This is a genomic window from Arthrobacter methylotrophus (assembly GCF_039539965.1).
Lineage (GTDB): Bacteria > Actinomycetota > Actinomycetes > Actinomycetales > Micrococcaceae > Arthrobacter > Arthrobacter methylotrophus.
In genome coordinates, this window is record NZ_BAABED010000001.1 from 2,667,737 (window position 1) to 2,687,300 (window position 19,564).

Annotated in this window: 16 protein-coding genes; 5 read left to right on the forward strand and 11 right to left on the reverse strand. The window is 63.7% G+C overall.

The genetic code is table 11. The annotated features are described in order from the left end of the window. The first annotated feature begins 22 nt into the window (after positions 1-22). From ABD884_RS14210 to ABD884_RS14220, 3 genes are all read left to right on the forward strand, one after another. Complete coding sequence (locus ABD884_RS14210) at positions 23-1,360, forward strand: HRDC domain-containing protein (protein ID WP_345046829.1); 1,338 nt, start codon at positions 23-25, stop codon at positions 1,358-1,360. Between the two features lie 261 nt (positions 1,361-1,621). Continuing rightward, positions 1,622-2,917 carry a thiolase family protein gene (locus ABD884_RS14215; protein ID WP_345046832.1) on the forward strand — a complete coding sequence of 432 codons (1,296 nt, stop codon included), beginning with the start codon at positions 1,622-1,624 and terminating at the stop codon, positions 2,915-2,917. Then, the gene (locus tag ABD884_RS14220) at positions 2,914-5,064 is read left to right on the forward strand and encodes a 3-hydroxyacyl-CoA dehydrogenase NAD-binding domain-containing protein (protein WP_345046835.1); all 2,151 of its coding nucleotides are present in this window, start codon (positions 2,914-2,916) and stop codon (positions 5,062-5,064) included. The genes ABD884_RS14215 and ABD884_RS14220 overlap by 4 nt, the downstream gene beginning before the upstream one ends. A 10-nt stretch (positions 5,065-5,074) precedes the next feature. Here ABD884_RS14220 and ABD884_RS14225 read toward each other — a convergent pair whose 3' ends face one another. From ABD884_RS14225 to ABD884_RS14265, 9 genes are all read right to left on the reverse strand, one after another. Then, positions 5,075-6,163 (reverse strand): nucleoside hydrolase, encoded by a 1,089-nt coding sequence (locus tag ABD884_RS14225; protein ID WP_345046837.1) that lies wholly within the window; start codon positions 6,161-6,163, stop codon positions 5,075-5,077. A gap of 10 nt (positions 6,164-6,173) precedes the next feature. Beyond that, positions 6,174-7,151, reverse strand: coding sequence for an aldo/keto reductase (locus ABD884_RS14230; RefSeq protein WP_345046840.1), 978 nt, complete (start codon positions 7,149-7,151; stop codon positions 6,174-6,176). A gap of 39 nt (positions 7,152-7,190) precedes the next feature. Further along, positions 7,191-7,406 (reverse strand): helix-hairpin-helix domain-containing protein, encoded by a 216-nt coding sequence (locus ABD884_RS14235; protein WP_028266791.1) that lies wholly within the window; start codon positions 7,404-7,406, stop codon positions 7,191-7,193. Positions 7,407-7,436: 30 nt separating this feature from the next. After that, positions 7,437-7,997 (reverse strand): hypothetical protein, encoded by a 561-nt coding sequence (locus ABD884_RS14240; protein WP_345046844.1) that lies wholly within the window; start codon positions 7,995-7,997, stop codon positions 7,437-7,439. Further along, complete coding sequence (locus ABD884_RS14245) at positions 7,994-8,518, reverse strand: DUF402 domain-containing protein (protein ID WP_376954691.1); 525 nt, start codon at positions 8,516-8,518, stop codon at positions 7,994-7,996. Before ABD884_RS14245 ends, ABD884_RS14240 begins: the two co-directional genes overlap by 4 nt. A 47-nt stretch (positions 8,519-8,565) precedes the next feature. After that, a complete protein-coding gene (gene dxs / locus ABD884_RS14250; RefSeq protein WP_345046852.1) occupies positions 8,566-10,539 on the reverse strand; it encodes a 1-deoxy-D-xylulose-5-phosphate synthase in 1,974 nt (657 codons plus the stop codon). 152 nt (positions 10,540-10,691) lie between these two features. Then, the gene (locus tag ABD884_RS14255; protein ID WP_345046854.1) at positions 10,692-13,517 is read right to left on the reverse strand and encodes an aconitate hydratase; all 2,826 of its coding nucleotides are present in this window, start codon (positions 13,515-13,517) and stop codon (positions 10,692-10,694) included. A gap of 142 nt (positions 13,518-13,659) precedes the next feature. Further along, entirely contained in the window at positions 13,660-15,039 is a 1,380-nt protein-coding gene (locus ABD884_RS14260; RefSeq protein ID WP_345046857.1) for a class I SAM-dependent RNA methyltransferase, read from the reverse strand. After that, entirely contained in the window at positions 15,039-17,012 is a 1,974-nt protein-coding gene (locus tag ABD884_RS14265; protein WP_345046861.1) for an APC family permease, read from the reverse strand. Before ABD884_RS14265 ends, ABD884_RS14260 begins: the two co-directional genes overlap by 1 nt. A gap of 110 nt (positions 17,013-17,122) precedes the next feature. Here ABD884_RS14265 and ABD884_RS14270 point away from each other — a divergent pair, with 110 nt between their 5' ends. Both ABD884_RS14270 and ABD884_RS14275 read left to right on the forward strand, forming a co-directional pair. Next, a complete protein-coding gene (locus ABD884_RS14270) occupies positions 17,123-17,797 on the forward strand; it encodes a potassium channel family protein (RefSeq protein ID WP_028266784.1) in 675 nt (224 codons plus the stop codon). Continuing rightward, on the forward strand, positions 17,794-18,525 hold the full coding sequence (locus ABD884_RS14275; protein WP_345046865.1) for a potassium channel family protein: 732 nt from the start codon (positions 17,794-17,796) through the stop codon (positions 18,523-18,525). Before ABD884_RS14270 ends, ABD884_RS14275 begins: the two co-directional genes overlap by 4 nt. Here ABD884_RS14275 and ABD884_RS14280 read toward each other — a convergent pair. Beyond that, on the reverse strand, positions 18,495-19,286 hold the full coding sequence (locus ABD884_RS14280; RefSeq protein ID WP_345046868.1) for a DUF3159 domain-containing protein: 792 nt from the start codon (positions 19,284-19,286) through the stop codon (positions 18,495-18,497). The genes ABD884_RS14275 and ABD884_RS14280 overlap by 31 nt on opposite strands. After that, complete coding sequence (locus tag ABD884_RS14285) at positions 19,283-19,525, reverse strand: single stranded DNA-binding domain-containing protein (protein WP_331280365.1); 243 nt, start codon at positions 19,523-19,525, stop codon at positions 19,283-19,285. The genes ABD884_RS14280 and ABD884_RS14285 overlap by 4 nt, the downstream gene beginning before the upstream one ends. Positions 19,526-19,564: the final 39 nt, after the last annotated feature.

A 19,564-nucleotide genomic window follows, 5' to 3' on the forward strand; every position in this document is an offset into this window, starting at 1 on the left:
GAGTCGGTAAACTGAAGGCACCATGACCCCTGAAAATCTGGAACCCACCACAGCCGGCGCTCCGGCTGCTGATCCCACACCACACATCACGGTAGACGGCTTTGATGGCCGGATACCCGAAATCATCGATCTGGATGCCCCGCGTGAGGGTGTACCCCTTGTCATCGACACCTTATCCGGCTTGGAGCGGTGCGCTGCTGCCATCGCCGCGGGAACCGGCCCCGCCGGGGTCGACGCCGAACGCGCCTCGGGTTTCCGCTACGGTCAACGCGCCTTCCTGGTGCAGATCAGACGCGACGGCGCAGGCACCTGGCTGATCGACCCTGAGCCCTTCGATGACCTGAAGATCATTAACGAAGCGCTGCGCGGCGTCGAATGGATCCTGCACGCCGCGACTCAGGATCTTCCGTGCCTGGCCGAGCTCGGCATGTGGCCCGACAAGCTTTTCGACACCGAGCTCGCTGCTCGGCTTGCCGGGCTGCCGCGCGTTGGCCTCGCCGCCGTCATTGAGCAGCTCCTTGGTTTCGGCCTCGCCAAGGAGCACTCCGCTGCCGACTGGTCCACCCGCCCCCTTCCCGAACCATGGCTGCGTTACGCAGCCCTCGACGTCGAAGTCCTCGCCGAACTGCGCGAAGAACTCATGGAACTCCTGGAAGCGGACGGAAAGCTTGAATTCGCCGAACAGGAATTCGCCGGCATCCTTGGAGCCGGACTCCCGGCACCGAGGATTGACCCGTGGCGCAAGACCTCCGGCCTGCACCAAATCCGCGACCGCCGTCAATTAGCCGCCGTGCGCGAGCTGTGGTACGAACGGGACCAGCTTGCGCGCAAACGCGATGTTGCTCCCAGCCGCCTCATTCCGGATTCCGCTTTGGTAGCCGCCGCCAAGGCGATGCCGGCTACCGTTCCGCAGCTCCTCGCCACCAAGGGTTTCCACGGGCGGGCCGCGCAGCGGGAAGCGCCACGCTGGTTGCGCTGCGTTACCGCCGCAAGGAGCACCGAGGACCTTCCTCCGTTGCATTTACCGACCAACGCTCCGCCGCCCCCGCGTGTGTGGACAGACCGTGATCCGGAGGCCGCAGCGCGCTTGGGGACTGCCCGGCCCAAGCTTCAAGCGGCTGCCGACGAGCTCAAACTTCCCGTGGAGAACCTCCTCACTCCGGACTACATGAGGCGTGTACTGTGGCGGCCGCCGTCGGACCTCACCGTCGATTCCGTAGCGGAAGAGCTGCGCGCCCTCGGCGCCCGGGAGTGGCAAATCGCCATCACGGCACCCATCCTCACCGAGGCGTCACTGAATCCGCAACCGCTGCCGCCCAAGGAGCCGAAAGAGCCGAGGAGCGCGGCTCCCAGCAACTGAATCATGCACAGCCCGTTGGGCCTGAGGGCCCCAAGCCCAACGCTCGCTCACATCGAACGCCCCCAAGCCCAACGCTCGCTCACATCCGACCGCGGTTCCTGCGGGATGTGAGCGAGGATCCGGCGAGGGGACGTCATATGTGAGCGAGGATCGGAATTTGTTCTCCTTGCGCGCTAAGTTACCGGCGAGTAACATAGCGGTAAATGACGCCGACTCCCTCTCAGGGCTGTCCGGCATCCCTGTCTCAACGAGGAGCCACACATGAGCCACAGCGGGAACAGCGCCAAGCCCCGGATTGTCCGCGACGTCGTCTTCGTGGACGGTGTCCGGACGCCTTTCGGCAAAGCAGGCGAAAAGGGCATCTATGCGGGGACCCGCGCCGACGACCTGATCGTCAAGTGCATCCGAGAACTCATGCGCCGCAACCCTGCTTTGCCCGCCGAGCGCGTCGACGAAGTCGCCATCGCTGCCACGACGCAAACCGGCGACCAGGGCCTGACGATCGGGCGTACTGCTGCTCTCCTGGCCGGTCTCCCCCGCAGCGTGCCGGGCTTTGCCATCGACCGCATGTGTGCCGGGGCGATGACGGCGGTCACGACGACGGCAAGCGGCATTGGTTTCGGTGCGTACGACGTCGTGATTGCCGGCGGTGTTGAGCACATGGGCAACCACCCCATGGGCGCCGGCGCGGATCCGAACCCGCGGTTCATGTCCGAACGGATCGTGGATCCAGCTGCGCTGAACATGGGCAATACTGCCGAAAACCTGCACGACCGCTTCCCGGCAATCACCAAAGAGCGCACGGACATCTATGCAGCGGCATCCCAGGCAAAACTAGCTGCGGCCTACGGCAAGGGCCAGATCCAGCCGGATCTGGTCCCGGTCGCCACGATGAAGCCCGGGGAAGGCTGGACGGTCAACATCACCGACGAGCCGCCGCGCCCCGGAACCACGGTGGCCGACCTCGCGGAACTGCGCACGCCGTTCCGCGCACACGGCCGCGTCACGGCGGGCAATGCCGCCGGATTGAACGACGGCGCGACGGCGGCAGTCCTCGCCTCCGCCGAAGCTGCCCAGGAGCTCGGCTTGTCCGTGAAAATGCGTCTGGTCTCCTATGCCTTCGCCGGTGTCGAGCCGGAAGTCATGGGAATCGGACCGGTCCCGGCCACCGAGAAGGCGCTCAAGAACGCCGGACTCGGCATCGAAGACATCGGCCTGTTCGAGATCAACGAGGCCTTCGCCGTGCAAGTCCTGAGCTTCCTGGACCACTTCGGAATCGCCGACGACGACCCGCGCGTCAACCGCTACGGCGGGGCGATCGCCGTCGGGCATCCGTTGGCATCCTCCGGCGTGCGGCTCATGAACCAACTCGCCCGCCAGTTCGAGGAAGACCCGTCAGTCCGTTACGGCATGACCACCATGTGCATAGGCTTGGGCATGGGCGCCACGGTTATATGGGAGAACCCGCGTCACCCCGACTACAACAACGACTACAACAGCTATGACAGCGCGACAGAGAACTCAGCAGACACCGCTACCCAGGGAGCCACAGCATGAGCGCCGCCCAATTCCAGCAACTGGCCGATCTGTTCCCGGACGAGACAGTGACCCATTCCTATGTCCAGGACATCAAACTCTCCGGCAATGCCGGAACGTTCGCCCTGATCACCCTGGACAACGGTCTGGACCACACCAAGCCCACCACCCTCGGGCCAAATACCCTGGTCGAGCTCGGGACGGTACTTGAAGGCCTCAAGGATCGCGCTGCGCGCGGCGAGATCGTCGGCGTCGGTGTCACGGGCAAGCCGTACTTCCTGGTGGCCGGAGCGGACCTCTCAGCGGTCAAGCGGCTCCATGAGCGCGATCACGGACTGTGGATGGCGCAGCTCGGCCATGACGTCTACGGCACGCTCGCCGATCTGGGCGTTCCCAGCTTCGCCTTCATCAATGGCCTTGCGCTCGGCGGTGGCCTCGAAATCGCCCTCCAGTCAACGTACCGCACCGTCTCGACCGCGGCGGGAGCCCTCGCTTTGCCTGAAGCGTTCATCGGGCTCGTCCCGGGCTGGGGCGGTGTCTACCTCCTGCCGCGCCTCATCGGTCCGGAAAACGCCGTCAAGGTCATGATCGAGAGCCCGCTGAACAACAACCGCACCCTCACCGGCCCCCAGGCATTCCATCTCGGCATTGCCGACGCCATCTTCGAGCCTGCGGACTTCATGGAGCAGTCCATTGACTGGGCAGCGAAAGTAATTGCCGGCGAGATCATCCCGAACCGGGGGAACTCCGTGGACCCGGCAGATCCTGCCGTTGCCGAACGCTGGGCCGGCGCCGTGACAGCGGGCCGCGCGTTCGTGGAAGCCAAGACTTCCAACGCTTCGCCGGCTCCGGCAAAGGTGCTGGATCTTCTCGAGGCCAACCGGACCATGGGCAAAGCGGCATCGGCGGCCTTGGAATGCGAGACGCTCGCCGAGTTGATGCAGACGGACGAGTTCCGTTCCACCGTCTATGCTTTCCTGGACCTCGTGCAGAAAAGGTCCAAACGGCCGGCGGGTGCGCCCGACCGCAAACTCGCACGCCCGGTGACGAAGATCGGCGTCGTAGGCGCCGGACTCATGGCGAGCCAGCTCGCCCTGCTGTTCGCGCGCCAGCTCAAAGTGCCCGTTGTCCTGGCGGACATCGATCAGGAGAGGGTGGACAAAGGCGTCTCCTATGTCCATGCGGAGGTGGACAAGCTCCTCGGCAAGAAGCGGATCAGCTCCGACGCCGCCAACCGGACCAAGGCCCTGGTCAGCGGCTCCGTTTCCAAAGACTCATTCGCCGATGCCGACTTCGTCATTGAAGCGGTCTTCGAAGAACTCAATGTCAAGAAGCAGGTCTTCGCCGAATTGGAGGCCATCGTCTCCCCCGAATGCATCCTCGCGACCAACACTTCATCGCTGTCCGTGACAGCGATGGCCGAAGACCTGGAGCACCCGGAGCGCCTGGTCGGCTTCCACTTCTTCAACCCGGTTGCAGTCATGCCGCTCCTGGAGATCGTGCGTGCCCCGAAGACCGACGACGCCGTGCTGGCTACCGCGTTCGAGCTCGCCAAAGGGTTGAAGAAATCAGCAGTGCTGGTCAAGGACGCCGCCGCGTTCGTCGTCAATCGGATCCTGCTGCGACTCATGGGCGAAGTCATTGCCGCGTTTGACGAAGGGACGCCGGCGGAAGTCGCCGACTCGGCGCTGCGACCCATGGGCCTGCCGATGAGTCCGTTCACCCTCAGCGCGATGGTGGGCCTACCGGTAGCCCAGCACGTTCAGGAATCGCTCCACGCAGCCTTCGGCGAGCGTTTTCCGGTATCCCAGAACCTGCAGAAGCTGGTTGACAACGGCGTTACGTCGCTCTGGGCACCTGGTCCTGACGGAACACCGGTGATCCCCGCGGACACCCTGGCGCTCATGTCCTTCGGCACCACCCCGTCCACGGCCGAGGAAGTCCTGCGCCGTACACAGGACGCATTGGCCGAGGAGATCGGGCTCATGCTTTCCGAAGGCGTGGTGGCAGGGCCGGAAGACATCGATCTCTGTGTCATCCTCGGAGCCGGCTGGCCGATGTTCCTGGGTGGTATCACCCCGTATCTGGACCGTGTCGGCGCTTCAGAGCGCGTCAACGGCAGACGCTTCCTGGCACCCGGGATCGCTTCGAAGCCGTCCGCGGGCTAGCTGCCCCTTTCTAGGGATTGCCTTGGCCGTCGGGTTTTCCCAGCCGCCGGCCAAGGCCACCCAGTGACCGCACCAATTCGCTAAAGGTCTCGCTGGGGTAGTTTTCAGAAACGATGCGCGCGTTGGGCGGTTCACCCCATAGGCCACGGAAGTCCGCCACCGTCGTACCGATGAGCCTGGGAGCTGCTGTTTCGACGTGCACGGTTGCGGCCCGCGCCCGGTACCTTGCGGTTCCGGCGGCGACGGACGCGGCGAAGTAGTCGTGGATGTGCGCCACGTAGCCCTGGTCGTAGCGGCGATGGAACTCGAAATAGAAGCGCAGCATATCGCTGACGTGCCTCACGAGCACATTTGAGGCGGTGCTGCGGCTCCCCTCCGGCTGATCCGGCAGGACAAGTTCCGGCTCCGTACAGCCTGCCTCAGCAGCCAGGGCGGTCACATGTTCGGGTTTGAGTTCGATCCGCTCCGTGGTCTCCAGGGCGCACACCACCGGCAACCGCTCCTCGGGAAGGCCGGAGAATGCCGCGAACACCTCGGCGGCTGCGTGCGGATCAACGTGCGTGTTCCACTCGGCGGTAGGCGTCGTGTTGCCTTGGTAGTAGTAACTGCCGCCCATGATCACGACGCCGCGCAGCAGCTCAGGTAGCCGGGGTTCGGCGCGCAGCGCGAGGGCGAAGTTGGTGAGGGGAGCGGTCATCAGGGCAACCAGTTCTCCCGGCCGGGATCGCGCCGCTTCGACCCAGAGCTCGACGGCGTCGATCTCGCTCACGCTCCCCTGCGGTTCCGGCAACTCGGCGTAGCCAACGCCTTGCGGCCCGTGGGTTTCCGGCGTGGTGACCAGCGGGATCCGCAGCGGCGCCCGGGCACCGATGGCAACGGGCACCCCGGGACGGCCACACAACTCGAGCAAGGACAGGTTGTTGCGTGCCACCTGTTCCGCGGCGACGTTGCCCGGAGTACAGCTGACGGCCACAAGCTCTACCTGTGCCAGGCTGCACAAGTAGGCTAGGGCGATGGCGTCGTCGATTCCCGTGTCGCAATCCACCAGCAAGCTCACGGGCTCCCGAAGGCCGGCTACCGGCGCGTGTTCCCCGCTCATGGCGCACTCCTCAGAAAAGAGCTACCTTCGGCGTGCGCGGGAAGATGTCGTCCAATTCCGCGCGCTCCTCTGCGCTCGGTACCCACCGCACGGCCTGGGCGTTTTCTTCGATTTGCTCGGGACGGGTGGCTCCGGCAATGACACTGCTGACTGCGGGCTGTGCGGCCAGCCAGGAAAAGGCCAGCTGAAGTTCGCTCAGGTCCCGTGCCTTGGCGAATTGGCTGAACCGGCCCAACTGGACCCAGTCGGCGTCGTTAACCATGTTGGTCCGTGTGTGGCTGAGCCGCGATCCTTCCGGGGCGCTCCCAGGCGCATACTTACCGGTCAGGAGGCCGTTCGCCAGCGGGAAATACGGCAAGACGCCGAGCCCGAAAGCTTCGGCGGCCGGCAGCACTTCGAGTTCCGCCCGGCGGTCCAGCAGGTTGTAGTGGTTTTGCGTCGAAATGAAGCGGGGGCCGCCCTGCATTCGGGCGACGTATTCGGCCTCGGCAATCTGCCAGCCGGCACGGTTGGAGTGGCCGAGGTACCGGACCTTACCGCTTGCGACGAGGTCCTCGAGGGCGGCGAGTGTCTCGTCAACAGGGGTGAGGGGATCCGGGGTGTGGTACTGATACAAGTCAATCCAGTCGGTGCCAAGGCGACGCAGCGATGCCTCGACGGCCTGGATGATGTAGCGGCGCGAACCCCGGGCACCAAAATCGTTGCCGTTGGCGCCGCGCATGTCCATGCCGAATTTCGTTGCCACGATCGCGTCGTCCCGGCGGCCCTTGAGCGCAAGGCCCAACATGGTTTCGCTGAGCCCGGGTTCCCGGCCGTAGACGTCTGCCACGTCGAAAAGGGTGACGCCGGCATCCAACGCGGCGTGCACCACCGCGTTGGTGCCCTCTTGCGATTCGGTGGCAGTATTGGGCCGGCCGAGATTGTTGCACCCCAAGCCGACTACTGAGACGGTCAATCCGGAATGTCCAAGACGGCGATATTCAGTCATGATTTCACCCTACAATGCCTGCCGGACCCCTGGGGTCACTCAGGATCCGAACGCGATTCCTGCTTCTTCCATCGCGTCATGCAGCTGGGCCATGACCTTCGGCCCCATACCGTGCAGGGCCGCCACGCGCCCTTCCCCGAACTCGGCGAGCTGTTCCAAGGTTTCCAGCCCTTCGTGAGCGAGGGCCCTGCGTGCCGGGGCGGACAAGCCCTTTGGCAGCGGCGTATGGCCGGGCCAGTTGCTCTTGGGAGCCATGGTTGTCCCTTCGAAGCTGGGGTGTGGTCCTTAGAGGGTAAAGCCCGCACCGGTTTTCGGCGAGTGTTTTACCTTGAATGCCGCGGGCTCGGCGTGGGGCGCAGCGGCAATGCTCAACTTGGTGAAGTCCAGGTCTTCTCCCCGGATGCACACCTTGATGGCGTTGACGGCCTTGTTGACGTCCGGGCACAGGCAGAAGATGTTGAGTTTTGAGTCGCCGATATCGGAACGTTCCACGGTACCGAGGCCGCGCCAAGCCAGTTCGCTCGTCAGCGCCGCCTTGGCCTTGCGTTCGAGGTACCGGTCGCGGTCCGTCCCGTCCTTCGTCTTCAGCGCAATCTGGGCGACTACCCAAAACTGCTCCGCCTCGGGGATCTCAGCGTAGCCATCCTCTTCGCATTGCGCGGCGAAGGCCGTCATGAGTCCGTCGACGGCGGCCTCATCCGCGACGTCGGTTTCGTCGGTGCTGCTCTGGTGCCCTGCGACTCCATGGTTGATGACGAACTGCTTGAATTCCTCGTCGTACCAAGCCTCGCGAAAATGCAGGACTGCCTCTTCATCGCGCTTGTAGGTGCGGATAATGCCGCTCATGCTTGTCCTTTTCTGAACCATTCGGCGCAGGTACTGCTGGGGCCTGTGCCGTCGAAGGGTGTTTGTTGCTTGGATACCGCGTGGAAAAGCTCCCCGCACTCGCGCCGCATGGACTCGACCACGTCATCGGGATAGCCCATGCTCACACGGCGCTCGTCGAATTCGTCCTCGTCGTCAATGAAAACATCCCTCTGGACGGAGCGGATGACGTCGAGATCCATATCGATCACATGGAATTCGGACACGCCGGGCTTGATGGCCTTCCACTCATGGGCCGTGGCGAGATCGACGTAGATCCGAAAATCCCCGGGGTAGCTGTCATTGTAGAACGTCGCTACGTACTCGCCGGCGCGTGGTATCAAGAGCACAGCATCCGACGCGGTGTAGAAAGCCGCCCCTGGCCGCGAGCAGAACTCGTTCCGGCCTTGGAAAATCCACCAGCCGTGGATGTCTTCGCCGAGATAGCGTCCCGGGACAACCCAATGTGCCGTGCCGTCCCATTTCCGGTTCCGGGCCACCACCAGGTCACCTGGCTGCAGACTCCCCGGCAACCGAGATGCGTCCTCGCTCACAGCTTGGGAAGACTGCCGGTGGTGGGGTGTTCCTGTCCCGGCAGGGGCCGCGCGAAAGGCACCTTTGTCCCTAGAACCTGCGCCACGACGTCGTGCGTTATCTGTTGGGCGGTAAGCCCCACACGCTCAAGCACTTGGCTTCTTGTTCCGTGATCGAGGAACTCAACCGGAAGTCCCACTTCGTTGAGGGCGGTGTCCACACCGGCCGCGCGCATCTCCTGGCGGATCCGGGATCCGACGCCACCCGCGCGGACGCCGTCCTCGATGCAGATCACCAAGCGGTGCCTGGCAGCGAGGGCAATGATGGACTTGCGCACCGGCAGGACCCACCGTGGATCGACCACGGTGGAACTGATGCCTTGGGAACCGAGCCGGCCGGCAACGTCGAGGGCGAGCTCGGACATGGCACCGACGCTCACAATCAGGACGTCGTTCTCCATGGAGCCTTCGGGGCGACGCGCCAGCACATCGACGCCGTCGGAAAGCCGTTCGATCGCCTCGATCTCACTTCCTACGCTGCCTTTGGAGAAGCGCACCACGCTGGGCGCGTCATTGATGGCGACCGCCTCGCGGAGCTCTTCACGCAAACGGCTGGAATCGCGTGGAGCAGCGAGATGAAGCCCCGGAACGATCTGGACCATGGCCATGTCCCACATGCCGTGGTGGCTGGCACCATCCGGGCCCGTCACGCCGGCGCGGTCCAAGACAATCGTTACCCCGGCCTTGTGCAGGGCGACGTCCATGAGGAGCTGGTCGAAGGCGCGGTTCAGAAATGTAGCGTAGACGGCCACTACCGGATGCAGGCCACCGAAAGCCATGCCCGCCGCGGAGGTGAGCGCGTGCTGTTCCGCGATGCCGACGTCGATCACCCTCTTTGGGTGTCGCTCCGCGAACTTATGCAGTCCAACGGGGATCAGCATCGCGCCAGTAATTCCCACGATATCTTCGCGTTCGTCGGCAATATCCGCGATTTCCTCGGCGAACACGGAGGTCCATGAGCGGGCTCCGCCGGCCTCCGTGGGTTCCCCGGTCTCGGGGTCGATGATTCCGACCGCGTGGAACTGGTCTGCCTCATTGGCAAGGGCCGGCGCATAGCCATGGCCCTTTTCGGTCATGGCATGGACGATCACGGGACCGCCGTAGTTGCGGGCTGCGGTGAGCGCGTGCTCGAGGGCACGCATGTTGTGGCCGTCGACGGGACCGATGTACTTCATGCCGAGATCTTCGAACATGCCCTGCGGAGCCCACCAGTCCTTGACGCCCTTCTTCATGGCATGCAGGCTCTTATAGGTGAACTGGCCGATCGGTCCGCCGTTCTGCAGCTTCTTCTTCCACCAATCCAACACGACCTCGTAGGCGGGCGCAGCGCGGAGCGAATCGATCGTGGGGCGCAAGGAAGCGAGGTAGTCTGCCACGCCGCCGACCGTGGGGGCGTAGGATCGGCCGTTGTCGTTGACGACAATCACTACGCGGCGCCGCTTGTCGGCGGCAATGTTGTTGATCGCTTCCCACGCCATGCCACCGGTCAAGGCACCATCCCCGACGACGGCGACGACGCAGCGATCTCCCTGGCCCGTCAGCTGCCTGGCCCGGGAAATACCGTCGGCCCACGACAGCGACGAGGAGGCATGTGAACTTTCCACGATGTCGTGCTCGGACTCGGCACGATCGGGGTAACCGGACATGCCCCCTTGCTGTCGAAGCGTACTGAAGTCCTGGCGTCCCGTCAGCAATTTATGGACATAGGACTGGTGGCCGGTATCGAAGACGATGCTGTCGCGCGGCGAATCGAAGATCTTGTGGATGGCCATAGTGAGTTCCACGACGCCAAGGTTCGGTCCGAGATGTCCACCCGTTTGAGCGACGTTGGTGATGAGGAAAGTCCTGATCTCGCCGGCAAGCTGCTCCAACTGCTGGCCGGTGAGCTTACTCAGGTCCTGCGGGTTCCGGATTGTCTCCAAAAGTCCCAACGGCCCCTCCTTAGGGTGATTGACGTGCCATACAACTCTACCGCCTTGGGCGCAACGAAGCCGTCGGAAATTGCGACAGCCCCGGATGGTCCGTGACCATCCGGGGCTGTAGCAATTGCCTTCAGCTCAGGCCGAGCCTGTGCTGTCTTCCGCTAGTGTGCGGAGATCTGGCGCAGCACGTACTGCAGGATTCCGCCGTTGCGGTAGTAGTCTGCTTCGCCCGGGGTATCGATGCGCAGCACGGCGTCGAAGGACTTGGTGCTGCCGTCCTCGGCCGTTGCCGTGACCTTGAGCGTCCGCGGCGTGGTGCCGTTGTTCAGCTCGGTGACGCCCTCGACAGCGAACGTTTCCGTGCCCACCAATCCAAGGGACGCGGCGGATTCGCCGGCCGCGTACTGCAGCGGGAGGACGCCCATGCCAATGAGGTTGGAGCGGTGGATACGCTCGTAGCTTTCGGCGATGACAGCCTTCACACCCAGGAGCGCGGTGCCCTTGGCAGCCCAGTCACGGGAAGAGCCCGAGCCGTACTCCTTGCCGGCCAGGACCACCAGCGGGGTGCCGGCAGCCTGGTAGTTCTGGGCTGCGTCGTAGACGTAGGCCTGCGGGCCGTCCGCCTGGGTGAAGTCGCGGGTGAAGCCGCCCTCGACGCCGTCAAGCAGCTGGTTCTTGATGCGGATGTTCGCGAACGTTCCGCGGATCATGACCTCGTGGTTGCCACGGCGTGAGCCGTAGGAGTTGAAGTCCTTGCGTTCCACACCGTTGGCCAGAAGGTACTGGCCTGCCGGGGTGTCCGACTTGAAGGAGCCGGCCGGGGAGATGTGGTCGGTGGTGACGGAGTCGCCCAGCTTGAGCAGGACGCGGGCCCCGGCGATGTCCGTTACCGGTTCCGGCTGTGCCTTCATGCCTTCGAAGTACGGAGGCTTCCGCACGTACGTGGACTTGGCGTCCCAGGCGAAGGTGTCGCCTGCCGGGGTGTCGAGGGCCTTCCAGCGGTCGTCGCCGTCGAAGACGCCCTCGTAGCCACGGGCGAACATTTCCTTGTCGATCGAGGAGTCGATAACCTTCTGGACCTCGACCGGGTTCGGCCAGATGTCCTTCAAAAAGACATCGTTGCCGTCCTGGTCCTGGCCCAACGGGTCGGCGTCGAAGTCGAAATCCATGGTTCCGGCCAAGGCGTAGGCGATGACCAACGGCGGGGAAGCCAGGTAGTTCATCTTGACGTCCGGGTTGATGCGGCCTTCGAAGTTGCGGTTGCCGGAGAGGACAGCCGTGACGGAAAGGTCGTTGGCCTGGATGGCCTCGGAGATTTCGGCGTCAAGCGGGCCGGAGTTGCCGATGCACGTGGCGCAGCCATAGCCGACGATGTAGAAGCCGAGCTTCTCCAGGTAGGGGGTCAGGCCGGACTTCTCGTAGTAGTCGGTGACAACCTTTGAACCGGGGGCGACCGAGGTCTTGACCCACGGCTTGGACGCGAGGCCCTTGTCCACGGCGTTGCGGGCGAGAAGCGCGGCAGCCAGCATCACGGACGGGTTGGACGTGTTGGTGCAGGACGTGATCGAAGCAATCGAAACGGCACCGTGGTCCAGTTCGAATTCGCGGCCGTCAGCAGTCGTGACGCCCACCTTGTTCGACGGGCGGCCATTCGATTTGGGTCCGTGTGCGTGCGGAGCAACCTCGGCCAGATGGGTCGCGGAGGAAGTGAAAGACGGCGAATCCGAGGCCGGGAAGCTCTCGTCAATCGCTTCGTCCAGGCTTCCGTCAGCCAGGTCTTCCTTCACGTAGTTGCGCAGGTCCTCACGGAACTGTGCCTTGGACTCCTTGAGGATGATGCGGTCCTGGGGCCGCTTCGGACCGGAGATGGACGGAACAACCGTCGACAGGTCCAGCTCAAGGTACTCGGAGAACTTGATCTCATGGGAGGGATCGTGCCAGAGGCCTTGTTCCTTCGCGTAGGCCTCCACCAGGGCAACGTTCTGCTCTGAGCGGCCGGTGAGGCGCAGGTAGTCGAGAGTGACGTCGTCGATCGGGAACATCGCTGCAGTGGAGCCGAATTCCGGGCTCATGTTGCCGATGGTTGCGCGGTTGGCGAGCGGCACGGCCGCGACGCCTTCACCGTAGAACTCCACGAACTTGCCGACCACGCCGTGGTTGCGCAGCTGCTCGGTGATCGTCAGGACGACGTCGGTGGCGGTGGCGCCCGCAGGAATCGAGCCCGTGAGCTTGAAACCGACAACGCGAGGGATCAGCATGGAGACGGGCTGTCCGAGCATCGCGGCCTCAGCTTCGATGCCGCCGACGCCCCAGCCCAGTACGCCCAGGCCGTTGACCATGGTGGTGTGGGAGTCCGTACCGACGCAGGTGTCGGGGTAGGCGCGGAGAACTGTGCCTGTCTCGGTGTCAACCGAGCGGGTCATGACGGTGCGTGCCAGGTATTCGATGTTTACCTGGTGGACGATGCCGGTTCCCGGGGGAACAACCTTGAAGTCGTCAAACGCAGTCTGGCCCCAGCGCAGGAACTGGTAACGCTCGCCGTTGCGCTGGTATTCGATCTCCATGTTGCGCTCGAGGGCGCCGGAGTTGCCGAAGGCGTCGATCTGCACCGAGTGGTCGATGACCATCTCGGCCGGAGCCAGCGGGTTGACACGCTTGGGGTCGCCGCCGAGGTCCTTAATGGCTTCTCGCATGGTGGCGAGGTCGACTACGCAAGGAACCCCGGTGAAGTCCTGCATGATGACTCGAGCAGGGGTGAACTGGATTTCGGTGTCCGGCTGGGCGTCCGGATCCCAACCGGCCAGTGCGCGGACGTGGTCGGCCGTGATATTGGCGCCGTCTTCCGTCCGCAGGAGGTTTTCAAGCAATACCTTAAGGCTGAACGGAAGGCTGTCTGCGCCTTCAACGGAGTTCAACCGGAAAATTTCATAATCGGTGCCGGCTACATTCAGTACGCCTTTGGAACCGAAGCTGTCCACAGTGCTCATGGCAGGACTCCTCTCGCAACAGCTTTCATCTTTGTCGCGCGGTTGACCACTAGCTAGTTAGGCAAGCCTAATCTAAGCATCGTGCGGCCGGTAGTGGAGAAGTGAAGCGCGACGCGGGACCTCTCCACCATCGTAGTAGCGGCTATGCCGCGGGCACCAGCAATGCAACGGTCTCCAGGTGATGGGTGTGCGGGTAAAGATCAAAGGCACGGAGCGATTCGAGCCGCCAGCCGCGGTTCCGGAAGTAGCCCAGATCACGTGCGAAAGAGGCCGGATCACACGACACATAGGCAATTGCCCGCGGCCTGGACTCGATGAGCTGGCTCACGACCGCTTTGCCGGCACCGGCCCGCGGCGGGTCGATCACCAAGGAATCGAAGTTTCGGGGCCGCTGGCGTAGTACTCGTTCCACCCGGCCCTGGACTATTTCCACGTGGGACTCGCCATGTAGGTTCTTGCGGGCATCCCGGCTGGTGCCTGGCGATCCTTCGACGGACAGCACGGAACCGGTGATCCCCACCGCGTCGGCCAAGGGCGCCGTGAACAGTCCGGCGCCCGCGTAAAGATCCGCCACGGCAGATCCCGGAACGAGGTAGCCGCCGTCGTGCAGGAAGCCGGTCACCGCGCCCACCAAAGTTTCCGGAGCGTCCTTGTGGATTTGCCAGAAGCCCTCCCCCGTTACCCGGTATTCGTGGCCGGCGGCCGATTCCTGGACCCAGGTCCTTCCGCGCAACTGCAGCACTTCTCCGCGGACAGGGTCGAAGCTTGCCACGGACGCCTCATGCGGTAGCTGGTCTAGGATCCGGTGGAGGCGCCGCGCGTCAGTTCCTTCTCCCGGGGCAAGGAGGATGAGCGGCCGCGATCCGTTGGCCGGCGCAGCTACTTCCACCCTGGAGATGCCCCGCAGGTCGATATCCCACAGCCGCAACTCGTTGATGCCTGGCATCGCCAAGGGCATCTCGTGAACGGGAATCACGACGTCGGAGCGGTGGGCATGCATTCCGAGCCGGCCGCCTGGGGTGACGGCAAAGCTGGCACGGGTCCGCCAGCCGAGTCCTGTCTCGCCGTCGGACCCCATGGCACCGGCAGCTGCGGCCTCGACCTCGACAGTGAGGTCAACACCGGCGAGCCGTTTCAATTGCTCGGCAAGGACCTCGGATTTGAGCGAGCGTTGCCGTTCCAAGGTGACGTGCCCGAGTTCGGCGCCGCCCACGGGCGGACCGCCTTTCCGCCAAGCGGCCAGGGAATCGGCGAGTGGCCAGAAATGGCGCGTCCGGTCCTCCGATGCTTCCAGGACGTCGACGACGTCGGCACGCCAGAAACGGGAAGCCTCTCCCGAGTCGGTCAGCCGGATCCGGACCTTCTCCCCCGGGATGCCATGCCGGACAAATATGACCCTGCCTTCGTGCCGTGCGACAAAGTGGCCCCCATGCGCGATGGGACCGACGTCCACCACCAGCTCCATGGCAGCTCCGTCCTGGGCCGTGGGCGAGCTGGATTCGGTTTCGCTGGGGTGGGTCATTAGGTATCCTGCAATGCCTTTGCTTCTTCGGACGACTTTAATTGCCATGGAACGCTGGCCACCATGACCCCGGGTTCAAAGTGAAGCCGGGCCTTGATTCGCAGCGCGGTCTGATTGTGGACGAGTTGTTCCCACCACTTGCCAACGACATATTCGGGGATGTAGACCACGATGAGGTCGCGTGGAGAATCGCGCCGCATGTTCTTGACGTAGTCCAGGATCGGCGTGACGGTTTCCCGATAGGGGCTCGCCAAGACGGTCAACGGGACCGGGATGTCCAGCTTGTCCCAGGCTTCCACCGTGTGGGCCGTTTCCTCGTGGTTGATGTCAACAATGATGGCATCCAGGCGGGACGGCCGCGACGCCCTCGCATAGGCGAGTGCGCGCAGCACCGGCTTGCGGACGTGGGACACCAGCAGGACTGCGTGGACCCGGGTAGGCAAGGCGCGCGGCGAAGAATCCTCGTCAACGGCAAGTTCCTTGGCGACGTTGTCGTAGTGGGCGCGGATGCTCCACATGATGAGGAACAGCACGAACATGGCCAGAAGGGCGATCCAGGCGCCCTGTTCGAACTTGGTGATCAGTACGATGGTCAGTACCAGTGCCGTCATTGCGAAGCCGAGCATGTTGATGGTGCGGGACTTCAGGATCCTGCGGCGGACGGCTTTGTCGCGGGCAAGTTTGAGTTCCCTTCCCCAGTGCCGCACCATGCCCAACTGGCTCATCGTGAAGGAAATGAAGACACCCACGATGTAGAGCTGGATCAGCTTGGTGACATCGGCGTTGAAGGAAATGATCAGGACGAGGGCTCCGGCAGCAAGGGCCAGTACGCCGTTGCTGAAGGCGAGGCGGTCCCCGCGCGTTCGCAACTGCCGGGGCAGGTATCCGTCTTGGGCGAGGATGGACCCCAGGACAGGGAATCCGTTGAAAGCCGTGTTGGAGGCGAAGACAAGGATGACTCCCGTGGCGGCGACAACGATATAGAACGGGATGGAGCCCGCCCCGAAGATGGTCTCCGCAATCTGGCTGATGGCCGGGTTCTGCAGGTAGTCGCCCGCCAGCGGTTGGCCGTTGAGGAGGAACTCCTTGGCTGGATCCAGCACGATATGGACCTTGGTGGCGTTGGCGAGGTAGATGATGCCGGCCAGCATGGACGAGGCGATGACTCCAAGCAGGAGCAGCGTGGTTGCCGCATTCTTGCTCTTGGGCTTCTTGAAGTTCGGCACACCATTGCTGATGGCCTCGACGCCGGTCAGCGCGGCAGCTCCGGAGGAGAAGGCCCTCAGGAGAAGGAACGCCCCGGCGAGGCCGACGAGACCTTGGTCGAATCCTTCTTGCGGGACGATGGTGAATGCCGCCGACGGCGCTTGGCCCAGTTGGCCGGTGACCGCCTGGAAGATGCCCACCGCCGTCATGCCGAGGATCGAGAACATGAAAATGTACGTGGGCACGGCAAAAACACTCCCGGCTTCCTTGATGCCACGAAGGTTCACCAAGGCCAGGATGACGACGCCGATCGTGGCGATGAGCGCTTGCTGTCCGTGCAACGACGGGATCGCGGTGGTCATGTACGCGGCTGCGGACGACATGGACACGGCGACCGTGAGGACGTAGTCCACCAACAAAGCGGCCGCGACGGTCAGGCCAGCGAACTTCCCCAGATTAACGTTGGCGATTTCGTAGTCTCCGCCACCGGAGGGATAGGCGTGGACGTTTTGCCGGTACGAGGCCACCACCGTGAGGAGGACCACCATCACTGCGAGGCCTACCAGCGGCGAGATGGCCACTGCGCTCACTCCCGCAAGGGCCAGCGTCAGGAGGATTTCGTCGGGAGCGTACGCCACCGAGGACAGGGCATCCGAAGCGAAAATCGGCAGTGCAATGCGCTTGGGAAGCAGGGTGTGGGCCAAACGGTCGTTACGGAAGGGCCGCCCCACCAACACTCGCTTCGCGGCATTGAGAATTGTCAGCACTCCGCAAAGCTACTCTGAATCGAACCCGATGTCATGACGGCGGTCTGGCTTCGCCGACTTGCCCCGGTAGAGTCTTACCGAGCGGCAAGCTTAAGAGTGAAGGAGAGACCGTGGCTCACTTTGTAATCATGGGTTGCGGACGAGTGGGCGCAACATTGGCGCACACCTTGGAAGACGCCGGCCATTCCGTGGCGATCATCGACCAGGACGACCGTGCCTTCCGCCGTCTGCGCAGCGGATTCACCGGCAGGAAAGTCACCGGCGTCGGCTTTGACCGCGACACCCTCAAACAGGCGGGTTGTGAAGAGGCGTACGCCTTCGCTGCCGTCTCCAGCGGTGATAATTCCAATATCCTCGCAACCCGGGTAGCCCGTGAAACTTTCCATGTTTCGCATGTTGTTGCCCGCATCTACGATCCCGGCCGCGCCGAAATCTACCAACGCCTGGGCATTCCCACGGTTGCGGCCGTGCGTTGGAGCGCGGACCAGGTTCTGCGACGCATCCTGCCCGAACAACACTTGGCGGGCGATTACCGCGAGCCTTCCGGCCGGCTGGTGCTGTCCGAAGTGGACCTCAACGAAGGTTGGATCGGACGCCCGTTGACTGCCATCGAAGCAGCTTCCGGAATCCGCATCGCTTTCCTGACCCGCTTCGGGGAGGGCGTCCTGCCCCAGACCGGAACGGCGTACCAGGAGGGTGACACTGTGCACGCCATGTTGAATCTGGACCGCAGCGCCGAGGTAGCGCGCGTCCTCGCCAGCGCACCCGCCAAGGAGTCTGAGTGAAAGTCGTTATTGTCGGCGCCGGCAGCGTCGGTTCATCGATCGCGCGGGAATTGCTCGCCCACAAACACGAGATCATGTTGATCGACCTCAAGCCGGAAGTCATTGGGCGCAGCGGCCTCCGTGGGGCCCGCTGGCTGGTGGGCGATGCGTGCGAATTGAGCACGCTGCAGGAAGCGAAATTGGAAGGGGCCGACGTCGTCGTGTCTGCGACCGGCGACGACAAGGTCAACTTGGTGGTGTCCTTGCTCGCCAAGACCGAGTTCGGTGTTGGACGCACGGTGGGTCGCGTGAACAACCCCAAGAACGATTGGATGTTCAACGATTCCTGGGGCGTCGACGTCGCCGTCAATACCCCGCAGCTCATGACGGCGCTTGTCGAAGAAGCCGTGGAAATCGGTGACCTTGTCCGCCTGCTGACCTTGCAGACGGGCGTGTCCTCGCTCGTCGAATTCACCGTCCCCCACGACTCACACATCATCGGCAGCACGGTGGGCGGCATCGAATGGCCCGAAGACACCACCCTGGTGGCGATCCTCCGGGACCATGCACCCATCACTCCGAGCCGCGACGACGTGATCGACGGCGGAGACGAGCTGTTCTTCGTCACGACCATCGTGGCCGAAGACGGTCTCAGGGCCTTGCTCTCCCCGTCCGCCGCCGACCACGGTTCTGTGGAGGTCGAGGAAGAGTTTTCGGATCAGTCAGACGACGACGGCTTCGACGGCTGAGGATCCGTTTCCGGCTTCTGGCCTGGCGCCGGCCGGGTCAGGAGCCAGGCAATCCAGAGACCGAGAATGTACAACGGGGCGCCCATGATCAGCCTCATGGTGGCGAGGGCGGCCAGGCCGGGCTCGCCCATGAAGTACAGGGGAACCTGGACCACGAGCCGTAGCGCCAACACAACGATGACCACCCACGTGCCGATGGCGTATGCCCGCAAGCGCTCCGGGTCCTTCCGCCATTCGAAGCCTTCGTTGCGGACAAAGCCGAACAGCAGGCCGGCGATCGGCCACTTGAGCAAGATGGACAAGAGCATTCCGGCGATGTAGGCGCTGTTCGTGTAGAAGCCCAGGACGTAGAAATCCTCGGCCTTTCCGGTGGTGTTCGCGAGCCAGGCGGAGACTGCGACGCCGGCGGTCCCGGCAAGCGCCTGGGTCAACGGGCGCCGCTGGACCAACCGGACGACGGTAAAGACGGCGGCAGCCGCGAGGGACGCAAGCAGGGAAGCGGCGAGGTCCTTGGTAATCATGAACGCGATCAGGAACACCAAGCCCGGCACGATGCTCTCGGCTATCCCTTGAAAACCTCCGGCCGACTTGAGGATATCCACGTGCCCATGACTGTTGCGTTGGAGTCCGGCCTTTTCCGCGTAGCCTGCGGCAATGTCGGCAATACTTGGGCCTGGGGTCCCCTGAGCGAAATCTCCTGCCAAGCCAGGTTCTTCCTGAGCTGGTTTCTCGTGGGGACCGGGTCCCTTGGCGACTGTCATTGGTGCTCCTGCCGGGAGAGGATTTCATAGCGCGGATTGAACATGGTGGGCATCCCGTCCCGCACGGTCACCATGCCTTCGAGCCGCAAGAGGGTCCCGGGTTCGATCCCAGTCACTTTTCGCCGCCCCAACCAGATGACCCGTAAGCGGACCAACGGCTCGTTTTCCCCCCTGCGGGCAATCCGGTCAACGACGATTGCCGAAAAATGTGCTTGCTCGTTGGCGGGCTGGTAGGTCACCGATTCAATGAAACCCGTGCAATCGACTCTGCCCCGTGC